This is a genomic window from Streptomyces sp. NPDC005794 (assembly GCF_042871445.1).
Classification (GTDB): Bacteria; Actinomycetota; Actinomycetes; order Streptomycetales; family Streptomycetaceae; genus Streptomyces.
Genome location: NZ_JBIAIN010000019.1, coordinates 76,548 through 89,517, shown reverse-complemented (window position 1 = coordinate 89,517; position 12,970 = coordinate 76,548). Strand labels below are relative to the sequence as shown.

At 69.2% G+C, this 12,970-nt stretch carries 8 protein-coding genes; 2 read left to right on the top strand and 6 right to left on the bottom strand.

Features of this window, described 5'->3' with window-relative positions; all coding sequences use genetic code 11:
- Positions 1-3: 3 nt before the first annotated feature.
- From ACFYQ5_RS27450 to ACFYQ5_RS27430, 5 genes are all read right to left on the bottom strand, one after another.
- A complete protein-coding gene (locus ACFYQ5_RS27450; RefSeq protein ID WP_389201464.1) occupies positions 4-1,737 on the bottom strand; it encodes a branched-chain amino acid ABC transporter permease in 1,734 nt (577 codons plus the stop codon).
- A 5-nt stretch (positions 1,738-1,742) separates the two neighbouring features.
- Positions 1,743-2,675, bottom strand: coding sequence for a branched-chain amino acid ABC transporter permease (locus tag ACFYQ5_RS27445; protein ID WP_389201344.1), 933 nt, complete (start codon positions 2,673-2,675; stop codon positions 1,743-1,745).
- Between the two features lie 99 nt (positions 2,676-2,774).
- The gene (locus tag ACFYQ5_RS27440) at positions 2,775-4,010 is read right to left on the bottom strand and encodes a branched-chain amino acid ABC transporter substrate-binding protein (protein ID WP_389201342.1); all 1,236 of its coding nucleotides are present in this window, start codon (positions 4,008-4,010) and stop codon (positions 2,775-2,777) included.
- A 598-nt stretch (positions 4,011-4,608) separates the two neighbouring features.
- Complete coding sequence (locus tag ACFYQ5_RS27435) at positions 4,609-5,079, bottom strand: PaaI family thioesterase (protein WP_389201340.1); 471 nt, start codon at positions 5,077-5,079, stop codon at positions 4,609-4,611.
- Positions 5,080-5,241: 162 nt separating this feature from the next.
- Entirely contained in the window at positions 5,242-7,512 is a 2,271-nt protein-coding gene (locus tag ACFYQ5_RS27430; RefSeq protein ID WP_389201338.1) for an FdhF/YdeP family oxidoreductase, read from the bottom strand.
- A 264-nt stretch (positions 7,513-7,776) separates the two neighbouring features.
- Here ACFYQ5_RS27430 and polA point away from each other — a divergent pair, with 264 nt between their 5' ends.
- Entirely contained in the window at positions 7,777-10,488 is a 2,712-nt protein-coding gene (gene polA, locus ACFYQ5_RS27425) for a DNA polymerase I (RefSeq protein ID WP_389201336.1), read from the top strand.
- A gap of 24 nt (positions 10,489-10,512) precedes the next feature.
- Here the strand turns inward: polA and ACFYQ5_RS27420 are convergent, their stop codons facing one another.
- Positions 10,513-10,836 (bottom strand): hypothetical protein, encoded by a 324-nt coding sequence (locus ACFYQ5_RS27420; protein WP_389201334.1) that lies wholly within the window; start codon positions 10,834-10,836, stop codon positions 10,513-10,515.
- A 300-nt stretch (positions 10,837-11,136) separates the two neighbouring features.
- Between ACFYQ5_RS27420 and ACFYQ5_RS27415 the strand changes: the two genes are divergently transcribed.
- Complete coding sequence (locus tag ACFYQ5_RS27415; RefSeq protein ID WP_389201333.1) at positions 11,137-12,843, top strand: lytic transglycosylase domain-containing protein; 1,707 nt, start codon at positions 11,137-11,139, stop codon at positions 12,841-12,843.
- Positions 12,844-12,970: the final 127 nt, after the last annotated feature.

The window sequence follows — 12,970 nt, the reverse complement described above, 5'->3', positions numbered from 1 at the left end:
TGTTCACGCCCCCGCCTTCACGGTGCCGACGCCGGATTCGGGCAGGGTGCCCTCGGGTGTGTCGAGTTGGTCGGTCTCGTGGTATTCGAGCTGGGCCCGCCGGTTGGCGATGAGGCCTTCGGGGCGGAAGCGCATCAGCAGGATGAGTGCGAGGCCGAAGCCGAGGAGCTGGTAGTCCTGGAGGAACTGCAGCTTCGCGGGGATCATGTAGAGGAGTGTGGCGCCGATCAGGGGTCCGCTGATCGTTCCCATGCCGCCGAGGATGACGGCGGCGAGGAGGAAGGCGGAGTTGGGCGGGACGGGGCCGGCGAAGACGTACATCTCGGGGACGACGGTGCTCTGGACGTGGGCCTGGACGGTGCCGGCGAGTCCGGCGAGGGTGGCGCCGAGTGCGAAGGCGATGAGTTTGACGCGGAAGCCGTTGATGCCCATGGCGGTGGCGGCGGTCTCGTCCTCGCGGATGGCGACCCAGGCGCGGCCGATGCGGGAGCTGCCTGCGCGGCTGAAGACGAGGACCACGAGGATCATCGCGAGCAGCATGAGCAGGTAGTAGTTGGCGTATCCGCCGAGTTCGATGCCGAGGACGGTGTGGGATTCGCCGAAGTCGTATCCGAAGAAGACGAGGTCGGGGATGTTGGGTACGCCGTTGGGGCCGTTGGTGATCTGGGGGCCGGATACGCCGTCGAGGTTGCCGACGGTGATGCGGAAGATTTCGCCGAATCCGAGGGTGACGATGGCGAGGTAGTCGCCGCGGAGGCGGAGGGTGGGTGCTCCGATGACGACGCCGAAGATGAGGGAGACGGCTGCGCCGGTGAGGACGGAGGCCCAGAAGGGGAATTGGACGTCGAAGGCGGATGCGGTGGTGCCTGAGACGAGGGCGGCGGTGTAGGCGCCGACGCCGAGGAAGGCGACGTATCCGAGGTCGAGGAGTCCGGCGAGGCCGACGACGATGTTCAGTCCGAGTGCGACGGTCGCGAAGATGAGGATGTTGACCGCGATGAGGGTGAACTGGTCGGTGCTCTGGGTGAAGGGGAATGCTGCGGCGGCGACGAATGCGGCGGCCACGGCGATGGAGCGGTGTGTGGTGGTGAGTGCCGAGAGCCGGGCCATGATGCCGGATTTGAACAGGGCGGTGACGGCGAAGCCGGCGGTGATCATGTAGCCGGTGAAGAGTTCGGCGTATTCGGTGTCGATGCCGTAGGTGACGACGAGGAGGCCGGTGCCGAAGGCGGCGACGATGATGAGGATTTCGGCCCAGGAGGGGAGTTCCTTGGGTCGGGTGGCCTTGCGGGTGTCGTCGGGGAGGAGGAATGCGGCGAGGGGGATGGCGGAGGTGACTGCTGCGACGAAGCCGCCGGGTTCCAGGTTGACGACGCCGCCGAGTTCGACGGCGATGGCGATGACGGTGAACCAGGTGGTGCCGAAGGCGCCGAGGGCCAGGAACTGGAGGGCTTTGGTGGTGCCGGTGGGTGCGAGCCAGCGGAGGCCGCGGATGTTGAGGGCGGCGAGTGCGTACAGGAGTACGAGGGCGCCTGCGACGAGGGTGAGGACCTGGAGGCCGCCGGGGTAGCCGTAGACGGTGAGGTCGCCGGGGAATTCGTCGGTGTAGGTCCAGGACAGGAAGGTGCTGGCGATGGTGGCGGTGCCGCCGAGGGCGGTGGCCCATCGCAGGGTGGTGGTGCGGGAGCCGGTGGTGGCCGGGGTGGCGGCCGCGGTTTTGGTGGTGTCGGTTGTCATGGCTCTCACGCCCGATCCGCGACGCGCTCGCCGAGCAGGCCTTGTGGCCTGACGAGGAGGACGACGATGAGAAGTACGAATGCCCAGACGTTGGCCCAGGCGCCGCCGCCGAGCTGTTGCATGCCGGGTATCTCTTCGATGTAGGCGATGGAGAGGGCTTCGGCGAGGCCGAGGACGACTCCGCCGACCATGGCGCCGTAGATGTTGCCGATGCCGCCGAGTACTGCGGCGGTGAAGGCTTTGAGTCCGAGGAGGAAGCCCATCTCGAAGTTGATCTGGCCCTTGTCGAGTCCGTAGGCGACGGCTGCGACGGCGGCGAACGCGGCTCCGATGGCGAAGGCCATCACGATGATGCGGTCGGTGTTGATGCCCATGAGCTTGGCTGTGTCGGGGTCCTGTGCGGTGGCCTGCATGGCGCGGCCGCTGCGGCTCTTGGCGACGAACATGCCGAGGGCGAGCATGCAGAGGGGGGCGAGGACGAGGATGAAGGCGTCGGCGCGCTGGAGGTAGAGGTTGTCGAAGATCTTGAACGACTCGCCCTGGAACTCCGGGAAGCTGCGCGGTTTCTTCGCGTCGGGGTAGAAGCCCCAGACAAGCTGCTGGAGGACGATCGAGAGGCCGATCGCGGTGATGAGCGGGGCAAGGCGGGGTGCGCCGCGCAGGGGGCGGTAGGCGAAGCGTTCTGCCGCTGTGGCTACGGCGACGGAGGCGATGGCGCCCCCGATGATCATGAGGGGTATGACCACCATGAGCGAGGTTCCGCTGGGCAGTGCCAGGTAGGTGGTGAGGGCGCCGAAGCCCCCGATCATGAAGATCTCGCCGTGGGCGAAATTGATGAGCTGGACGATGCCGTACACCATGGTGTACCCGATGGCTATGAGGCCATAGAGCGCGCCGAGTGCGAGGCCGTTGGCCAGCTGTTGCGGCAGTTCGTTCACCGCAGTGCCTCCGATGAGCTTGTCGGATATGACACCGCGCGAGGGCGCTGTGTGCGCCCTCGCGCGGTCAGGAGCGTGTGCTGTGGGTGTGCTGGGTGGTCAGTCTTCGAACGTGGCGCTCTTGACGTCCTTCCAGGCACCCTTCTGGACTTCGTAGACGGTGAGCTGCTTGTTGGTGGTGTCGCCGAACTCGTCGAAGGAGACCTTGCCGGTCACGCCGTCGAAGGAGACCTTGGCCATGGCCTCGGTGACCTTGGCGCGGGCGTCCTCGGGGAGCTTGCCGTCGTTCTCGGCGACGACGGCCTTGACGGCCTGGATGATGGCCCATCCGGCGTCGTAGGAGTAGCCGCCGTATGCCGCGAAGGGGTCCTTGTAGCCGCCGGCGTTGTAGTCCGCGATGAACTGCTTGGCGGTCGGGAGGGCCTCGACGGGGTAGCCGACGGAGGTGGCGAAGTCGCCGTCGTTGGCTTCACCGGAGGCGCTGATGAAGGCCGGGTCGTAGATGCCGTCGCCGCCCATGGTGGGGATCTTGGCGCCGGTCTTCTTGATCTGGTCGGAGAGGAGGCCGCCCTCGGGGTACTGGCCGCCGTAGTAGACGGAGTCGGCGCCGGAGCTCTTGACCTTGTCGGCGGTGCTGGAGAAGTCGGTCTCCTTGACGGTGACGTGGTCGGTGCCGACGACCTTGCCGCCGAGGCGCTTGAATTCCGCGGAGAAGATCGCGGCGAGGCCGGCGCCGTAGGTCTGCTTGTCGTCGACGACGTAGACCTTCTTCTTCTTGGCGTCGTTGTACAGGTACTGGGCGGCGAACTTGCCCTGGACGACGTCGGTGGCGCAGGTGCGGAAGTACGTCTTGAAGACGCGCTTGGACTCGCCCTTGCCCCAGTTGTCGCCCTGGCTGAGGGCGGGGTTGGTGTTGGCGGGGGAGATCTGGGTGAGGTCTGCCTTCTCGAAGACGCCCTGCATGGACTGGGCGACGCCGGAGTTCAGGGGGCCGACGGCTCCGAGGACTTCCGGGTTGCCGACGAGTTTGGTGGCGTTGGCCTGTCCTGAGGCGGGGACGGCCTGGTCGTCGAGGCCTTCGATCTTGAATTCGATGCCGGGGACCTCGTTGTTCTTGTTCGCGGTCTTGGCCGCGAGGTCCACGGAGTTCTTGATGCCCTGGCCGAGTGCGGAGAGGGATCCGGTCAGCGGGGCGTCGACGCCGATGACGACGGTGGTCTTGCTGCCGCTGTCGCTGTTGTCCTTGCTGTTGTCGTCGCGCGACCCGCAGGCGGTGAGGGTGAGTGCACCGGTGGTGAGCACTGTGGTGAGGATGATCAAAGAACGGTGTCGCACGAAAGGTCCTTTCCCTGGCGCGGCCTCCTCTGCATGAGGTGCCGTGACTACGCCGGGCTGTACTGGGCGGTACAGGGCCGTGCAGCAGAGGCGCCCGGCGGCGCGGTGACTGGCCGTGACTCTAAGGGCAGGTGGGGGGGTCTGGGACGGGTCCGCTGATGATGTGACTGTCTTGTTATGCCATGGGGAAGGCTTGGTGGTCACTGTGTGGACATCTACGGCTTTTCATCGGGTGCCGAAGTGACCGCATGGTGAGAACGTGCAGCTCTGCTAAGGGGCTTGGGGTGATCTTGGTGCTGTCGCGTGAATCGGGGCGCGAGGGGGTGCGGGGGAGCTCGGCCGGGTGTGGGGGGCCGGGGTGTGCGACGTTTTTCGTGTATTGCACACATGTTACGCAGTGTTACATCTGCGGAATGCGTTTAGGGCGCCACGGGGCGGCGTGGCTGTTGAAGTGGGTCATGGAGTGGGGATGCGGGGCAAGGGTGTTGACCGTGAGTGTTCGGCAACTTCCCGGAAATCACCCGGATATGGGTCTGCCCGGTCCGGAATGCGGTGCGCGTTCCGGGCCGGGCAGTGGGGTGCGGGGGTTGCGGGGTGGTCAGCCGGCGGCGGGGCCGGGTGCGTCGCGGAGCAGGCAGGTGAGGCGGGCGGTGCAGACCCGCTTGTCCTGTTCGTCGGTGATGACGATCTCGTAGGTGGCGGTGGAGCGGCCGCGGTGGACGGGGGTGGCGACGCCCGTGACGAGGCCGCTGCGGACGCCGCGGTGATGGGTGCAGTTCAGGTCGACGCCGACGGCGACCTTGGTGGTGCCGCCGTGGAGCATGCTGCCGACGGAGCCGAGGGTCTCGGCGAGGACGGCCGAGGCGCCGCCGTGGAGCAGTCCGTAGGGCTGGGTGTTGCCTTCGACGGGCATGGTGCCCACGACGCGTTCGGCGGAGGCTTCGACGACGGTGACGCCCATGCGCTCGCCGAGGTGTCCCGCGGAGAAGAGTGCCGGGAGGTCGACGCCGAGTGTCGCGTACTCGTCGATGATCTCCTGGGGGAACGTGGGTGCGGTGTGCTCGCCCATGGGGTCCGGCTCCGATCGTGTGCGGTCGTTGGTGTGCACTGTTCTTATCAGACGGCTGAGCGTGCGCTTAGGGGTGTTTCGGAAAGTGGCGCCGTGCGCCCGGAGGGCGTCGCCGGACAGGCGGGACTTTCGGAACGCGCCCTGGTAGGGGTGTGTGGGGGCTCAGGTGGTCTCGAACCGGACGACGACGGATTTGCTGGTCGGGGTGTTGCTGGTGTCCGCGGTGGCGTCGAGGGGGACGAGTACGTTCGTCTCCGGGTAGTACGCGGCGGCGCAGCCGCGGGCGGTGGGGTAGTGGACCACGCGGAAGCCGGGGGCGCGGCGTTCGACGCCGTCCTTCCACTCGCTGACGAGGTCGGTGTAGGAGCCGTCGGCGAGGCCGAGGGTGTGGGCGTCCTCGGGGTTGACCATGACGATGCGGCGGCCGCCCTTGATGCCGCGGTAGCGGTCGTCGAGGCCGTAGATGGTGGTGTTGTACTGGTCGTGGGAGCGCAGGGTCTGCAGGAGCAGCCGGCCTTCGGGGACTTCGGGGTATTCGACGGGCGCGGCGGTGAAGTTGGCCTTGCCCGTGGTGGTGGGGAAGCGGCGTTCGTCACGGGGTGCGTGGGGGAGGCTGAAGCCGCCGGGGCGTGCGACGCGGGTGTTGAAGTCCTCGAAGCCCGGGATGACGCGGGAGATGCGGTCGCGGATGGTGCCGTAGTCCTTCTCGAAGTCCTCCCAGGGGGTGGTGGAGGAGGGGCCGAGGGTGGCGCGGGCCAGGCGGGCGACGATCGCGGGTTCGGAGAGCAGGTGGGGGCTCGCGGGGGTGAGGTTGCCGCGTGAGGAGTGGACCAGGCCCATGGAGTCCTCGACGGTGACGAACTGCTTCTGTCCGGCCTGGATGTCCTTGTCGGTGCGGCCGAGGGTGGGCAGGATCAGGGCGCGGGTGCCGGTGACGGCGTGGGAGCGGTTGAGTTTGGTCGAGACGTGGACGGTGAGCCGGGCCCGGCGCATGGCTGCTTCGGTGACGGCGGTGTCGGGGGTGGCGCCGACGAAGTTGCCGCCCATGGCGAAGAAGACTTTGGCGTCGCCGTCGCGGAGAGCCTGGATGGCGCGTACGACGTCGTAGCCGTGGTGGCGTGGCGAGGTGATGCCGAATTCCTGGTCGAGGGCGTCGAGGAAGGCGGTGGAGGGTCGTTCGAAGATGCCCATGGTGCGGTCGCCCTGGACGTTGGAGTGGCCGCGGACGGGGCAGACGCCTGCGCCGGGGCGGCCGATGTTGCCGCGGAGGAGGAGGAGGTTGACCACTTCGCGGATGGTCGGCACGGAGTGTTTGTGCTGGGTGAGGCCCATGGCCCAGCAGACGATGGTGCGTTCCGACGCGAGGATCATGGTGAGCGCCTGCTCGATGGTGTCGCGGTCGAGGCCGGTGGCGGTGAGGGTCTCGTCCCAGTCGGCGGCGCGGGCGGCTTGGGCGAATTCCTCGTAGCCGTGGGTGTGTTCGGCGATGAAGGTGGTGTCGACGGCTCCGTCGGCCTCGATGATCATTTTGTTGAGGAGGCGGAAGAGTGCCTGGTCGCCGCCGAGGCGGATCTGGAGGAAGAGGTCGGTGAGGGCGGTGCCCTTGAGCATGCCGCGGGCGGTCTGGGGGTTCTTGAACCGTTCCAGGCCGGCTTCGGGCAGCGGGTTCACCGAGATGATCTTCGCTCCTGCGGTCTTGGCCTGTTCGAGGGCCGAGAGCATCCGGGGGTGGTTGGTGCCGGGGTTCTGTCCGGCGACGATGATCAGGTCGGCCTGGTGGAGGTCTTCGAGGCTGACGCTGCCCTTGCCGATCCCGATGGTTTCGGTGAGGGCGGAGCCGGACGACTCGTGGCACATGTTGGAGCAGTCGGGCAGGTTGTTGGTGCCGTACTCGCGGGCGAAGAGCTGGAGGAGGAACGCGGCCTCGTTGCTGGTGCGGCCGGAGGTGTAGAAGAGGGCCTCGTCGGGGGAGGAGAGCGCGGTCAGCTCCTCGGCGATGATCTCGAAGGCGCGGTCCCAGGTCACGGGCTCGTACCGGTCGGCGCCGTCGGGCAGGTACACGGGTTGTGTGATGCGTCCCTGCTGGCCGAGCCAGTAGCCGCTGCGGGTGGCCAGGTCGGTGACGGGGTGGGCGGCGAAGAAGTCGGGGGTGACGCGGCGCAGGGTCGCTTCCTCGGCGACGGCCTTGGCGCCGTTCTCGCAGAATTCGGCGGCGTGGCGCTTGTCGCCCTCGGGCCAGGCGCAGCCGGGGCAGTCGAAGCCGTTCTTCTGGTTGACCTTGAGGAGGGTCTGCGCGGTGCGTCGCACGCCCATCTGCTGCTGGGCGATGCGCAGGGTGTGGGCGACGGCCGGCAGTCCGGCGGCGGCGTGCTGGACCGCGTCGATCTGCGGCGCGTCCTGGACCGGGTCACCGGTCGGGGGCTTGGTGGCCATGGTGCTCCCCTTCGAGCCTACGGTCGTCTCCGAGCGCGTGGGTCGCGCGCGTCGCGTCCGTGCGTGGTGTGGCGTCCTGTCGTGTCTTCTTACGCCTTCACTGTCTTTTGATCCTGTCATGCACGCGTGGCGGGATGTCTGGCGGGAAGCGGGGGAGGTCCGGAGGGGGCCGGGGTGTGGTGTCGGGGTTTCGGGCGGTGTCCGGGGCGGGGCGGGGCCGGTGGCCGGTCCGGATTGTCAGTGGTCCGTGGCAGGATCGGGGGCGTGGCTGAGACGGCATCGAAGAAGACGGCAGACAACCGACCGCGCCTGCTCCTGATGGACGGGCACTCCCTGGCGTACCGGGCGTTCTTTGCGCTGCCCGCGGAGAATTTCACGACGGCGACGGGGCAGCCGACGAATGCCGTGTACGGCTTCATGTCGATGCTGGCGAACACGCTGCGCGACGAGGCGCCCACGCATTTCGCGGTCGCGTTCGACGTGTCCCGTAAGACGTGGCGTGCGCAGGAGTTCCCGGAGTACAAGGCGAATCGCTCGAAGACCCCCGACGAGTTCAAGGGGCAGGTCGAGCTGATCGGTGAGCTTCTGGACGCGATGCGCGCGGACCGGTTCGCGGTGGACGGTTTCGAGGCGGACGACGTCATCGCGACGCTGGCCACGCAGGCCGAGGCGGCGGGCTTCGAGGTGCTGATCGTCACGGGTGACCGGGATTCGTTCCAGCTGATCACGGAGAACGTGACGGTGCTGTACCCGACGAAGGGCGTCTCGGAGCTGACGCGTTTCACCCCGGAGAAGGTCCAGGAGAAGTACGGGCTCACGCCGAGCCAGTATCCGGACTTCGCGGCGCTGCGCGGTGACCCGTCGGACAACCTTCCGGGTATCCCTGGTGTGGGTGAGAAGACGGCGGCGAAGTGGATCAACCAGTTCGGTTCTTTCGCCGAGCTGGTCGAGCGGGCCGACGAGGTCAAGGGCAAGGCCGGCCAGAATTTCCGGGATCATCTGGACGCGGTGAAGATGAACCGTGTGCTGACCGAGATGGTCCGTGACGTGGAGCTGCCGAAGGTCCCGGCGGAGCTGGAGCGTGCTCCGTACGACCGCACGGCGGTCACCGGGGTGCTGGACGTCCTGGAGATCCGTAACCCGAGCCTGCGCGAGCGGCTGCTCGCCGTCGACCCGGGTGCGGAGGAGGCCGGTCCGCCGGAGCCGGCGGCCGGTGTCGAGCTGGACGGCGCGGTGCTGGGGCAGGGTGAGGTCGCCCCGTGGCTGGAGGCCCATGGCGGGCAGCCGCTCGGTCTGATGAGTGTCGACACCTGGTCGCTGGGCGGTGGTTCCGTCACCGAGATCGCGCTCGCGGCGGCCGACGGGGCCGCGGCCTGGCTGGATCCGGCCGAGCTCGACGAGGCCGACGAGCGGGCGTTCGCGGCCTGGCTCGCGGACGCCGGGCGGCCCAAGGTCCTGCACAACGCCAAGAACGCCCTGCGGGTCTTCCCCGAGCAGGGCTGGCAGCTCGACGGCGTCACCATGGACACCGCGCTCGCCGCGTACCTCGTCAAGCCGGGCCGGCGTTCCTTCGCCCTGGATGCCTTGGCGGTGGAGTATCTCGGCCGTGAGCTGGCCCCGGCCGCCGCGTCCGACGGGCAGTTGGCTTTCGGCGCCGACGACCGTGCGGAGGCCGACGCCCTGATGGCGCAGGCCCGTGCGGTGCTGGACCTCGGGGACGCGTTCACTGCGCGTCTGAAGGAGGTCGGGGCCACCGGGCTGCTGCACGACATGGAGCTGCCCACCTCGATCATGCTGGCCCGTCTGGAGCGGCACGGCATCGCTGCCGACCGGGCTCATCTGGAGGGCATGGAGCAGCAGTTCGCCGGTGCGGTGCAGCAGGCGGTGAAGGAGGCGCACGCCTCGGTGGGCCGTGAGTTCAACCTCGGTTCGCCCAAGCAGCTCCAGGAAGTGCTCTTCGGTGAGCTGGCCCTGCCGAAGACGAAGAAGACGAAGACGGGTTACACCACCGACGCGGACGCGCTGGCCTGGCTGGCGGCGCAGACCGAGCACGAGCTGCCGGTCATCATGCTGCGCCACCGGGAGCAGGCGAAGCTGCGGGTCACGGTCGAGGGGCTGATCAAGACGATCGGTGCGGACGGCCGTATCCACACCACGTTCAACCAGACGGTCGCGGCGACGGGCCGGCTCTCCTCCACCGAACCCAATCTGCAGAACATCCCCGTCCGTACGGACGAGGGGCGGGCGATCCGCCGGGGCTTCGTCGTCGGTGAGGGCTTCGAGACGCTGATGACGGCCGACTACAGTCAGATCGAGCTGCGGGTGATGGCCCACCTCTCCGAGGACGCCGGTCTGATCGAGGCGTTCACCTCGGGGGAGGACCTGCACACGACGGTCGCCTCGCAGGTGTTCGGCGTCGAGAAGCAGGCCGTCGACGCGGAGATGCGCCGCAAGATCAAGGCGATGTCGTACGGGCTGGCCTACGGGCTGTCCGCGTTCGGCCTGTCCCAGCAGCTGAACATCGACGCCGGCGAGGCGCGCGGGCTGATGGACACCTACTTCCTGCGGTTCGGCGGGGTGCGTGAGTATCTGCACCGGGTCGTGGAGGAAGCCAGGTCCACGGGGTACACGGAGACGGTCTTCGGCCGGCGCCGCTACCTCCCGGATCTGAACAGCGACAACCGTCAGCGGCGCGAGACGGCCGAGCGGATGGCGCTCAACGCCCCGATCCAGGGGACGGCCGCCGACATCGTGAAGGTCGCGATGCTGCATGTGGACCGGGCGTTGACGGAGGCGAAGCTGACGTCACGGATGCTGCTCCAGGTCCATGACGAAATCGTTCTGGAGATCGCGAAGGGCGAGCGGGAGCAGGTCGAGGAGATCCTGCGCCGGGAGATGCCCACGGCGGTCGAACTCCGTGCCCCGCTGGATGTGTCGGTCGGTGTCGGCACGGACTGGGAGACGGCCGCGCACTGAGCTCTCCCGTTTCAGGGGTGGCGCTCAGCCGGCGTCCTGACCGGCCGGGCGGGTCCGTGCGGTGTCCGTGCGGGGCCCGTCCGGCGGCCGGGGCCCGGACGAGTTCCGCAGCAGCCGCATCCACGCCCCGTGGAGCACCAGGCCGGCCGCCAGTCCCGCCCCGGCGCCGAAGCACGCGGTCGGGATGATGCCGAGGGGCGTGTCGACGCGCCCGAAGTGGGCGTACCGGCGGGTACACCGGTGGAGGGCGCGCAGCAGGACGGGCAGCATGAGAAACGCGCCGGCCCACCGGTGTTCGGGACCGAACTCCATGGCCCCGGGGGCGACCGTGTCCGCGTAGTAGCTCATATCGGTTGCGAACCGGCCCGGCCGCGAGCGCGGAGGTCGCGAGAGGTCCACGGCCGGACCCGGACCTGTGGATCCCTGGGATCACCGCTACGGCATGGCTGAGGGTGAGGGGCGTGGCGGCATGTATGTGTGAGCCCATGTCACCGCCCGGAATGTCCTGGTGACTTGACGGCGGGGAAGCTGAGAAATCGGTAAGAACCGGTCGGGGACCAGTGTTCGGGCGGCGGGAGTTGTCGTAGGGTCGCCTGTGTCCTCGCGCGGGGAGCGCGGGCAGCCGTCGACGGGGAGGGACCAGATCGTATGGCAGCGCAATTCGGCCGCAGACTGCGCAGGGGGGCCACCACCACCGCGGTGGCGGCAGCTGCCGTAGCGGCCCTCTCCGCCTCCCAGGCTCCCGCCGCACCGCACCCCGACAGCGCCACGGGCGACCAGTCGGCGGCTGGCGCGACACCGCCCGGCGACAGTGCGGCCACCGGCAACTCGCCGTACTACACGGACCTTCCGCCGCTCACCACGCCCGGCAAGCCCGGTGCGTCCGTTGATCTGCCGGTGACCGGCAGTGCGGAGGCGGGCATACCCGCCTCCGTCCTGGCCGCCTACAAGAAGGCCGAGCAGGAGCTCGCGAGCACCGACGCCGCGTGCCGTCTGCCGTGGCAACTGCTCGCCGCGATCGGCAAGGTCGAGTCCGGGCAGGCCCGCGGCGGCAAGGTCGACGCGAACGGCACCACCTTCTCCCCGATCCTCGGCCCGGCGCTCAACGGCCAGGGCTTCGCCCTCATCAAGGACACCGACGGCGGGGCGTACGACGGGGACTCGACCCACGACCGTGCGGTGGGGCCGATGCAGTTCATCCCGTCCACCTGGGCCACCTGGGGCCAGGACGGCAACGGTGACGGACGCAAGGATCCCAACAACATCCACGACGCGGCGCTGGCCGCCGGCCGTTACCTCTGCGCCGGCCCCCGCGACCTGTCGCTCGCCACGGACCTCGACCGGGCCGTGTTGAGCTACAACCACTCGACGGAGTACCTGCGCACGGTGCGCTCCTGGTTCGACTACTACAAGCGCGGCACCCACGAGGTCCCGGACGGCACGGGCGTCCTCCCGGTGGACACGAGCGGCAGCCGCTCCTCCTCCCCGTCCCCCACACCGACACCCACACCGACGCCGACGCCCCCTGCCGCGTCCGCCCCCCCGGGCGGCGGTACGACCCCGAGCCCCGACCCGGAGCAGACGAAGCCCGGCGGTGGCAGCACCCCGAGCCCCGATCCCACGCCTCCTCCCACGACGAAGCCGCCGACCACCCCGCCCACCCCGCCGGCGGCCTTCGGCAGTCTCGAGAACGCGGGCACCGGCATCCTCACCGCCACGGCCGGCGAGGCGTTCGCCGAGCGCGTCAAGGTGCGGGCGCGGACCACGCTCGGCGCCCCGCTCGCCAAGGCTCCGGTCACCTTCACCGTGGTCGGTGACACGGACGCCCGCTTCACCGGCGGGAAGCGCACCGTGACCCTGACCACCGGGTCCGACGGCACCGTCGCCGCTCCCGTGCTGACGGCCGGCGAGCAGACGGGCGCCTTCAAGGTGACGGCCCTCGCCGGCACCACCAAGCCGCGCACTCTCACCTTCACCGCGAGCGTCACCGCCCGGGTGGCGGACACCATCGTCCGGACCGGCGACAAGGCTCTGACGGCCGCCGCCGGCGCCGAGTTCGCCGACCGGATCGAGGTCAAGGCGGCGTACAAGGGCACGGGGGTGGCGGACACCGCCGTCACCGCCACGATGATCACCGATGCGGAGATGCCCGTCGCGAACGACAAGGGTCCGTACTTCCAGGGTGCGGACGGCAACCCCGTCCGCACCCTGGACCTGACGACCGGCGCCGACGGGCTCCTGGTGCTCCCGGAGATCTACGCCGACGACACGGCGGGCACCTACCTGCTGCGGCTGACCATCGCGAGCGGCGCCACGCTGACCATCGAGCTGGAGGTCGAGGCACCCGCGGCCTGAGCCGCACGGGACCGGGGGCGGACGGGCTTCGGGGCCGGCCGCTCCCCGGTCGCGGCGCAGCCGTCCGTCCACCGGTATCCGCCGGTCCAGGAGGCCCGGGAGGTCCGGGGTCCCGGGGTCCGGGGGC

Excerpts from the sequence above, each read along its gene's own strand:
- ACFYQ5_RS27450 (WP_389201464.1), bottom strand. The coding sequence starts at position 1,737 with ATGACAACCGACACCACCAAAACCGCGGCCGCCACCCCGGCCACCACC.
- ACFYQ5_RS27435 (WP_389201340.1), bottom strand. The coding sequence starts at position 5,079 with ATGGGCGAGCACACCGCACCCACGTTCCCCCAGGAGATCATCGACGAG.
- ACFYQ5_RS27430 (WP_389201338.1), bottom strand. The coding sequence starts at position 7,512 with ATGGCCACCAAGCCCCCGACCGGTGACCCGGTCCAGGACGCGCCGCAG.
- ACFYQ5_RS27420 (WP_389201334.1), bottom strand. The coding sequence starts at position 10,836 with ATGAGCTACTACGCGGACACGGTCGCCCCCGGGGCCATGGAGTTCGGT.
- ACFYQ5_RS27415 (WP_389201333.1), top strand. The coding sequence starts at position 11,137 with ATGGCAGCGCAATTCGGCCGCAGACTGCGCAGGGGGGCCACCACCACC.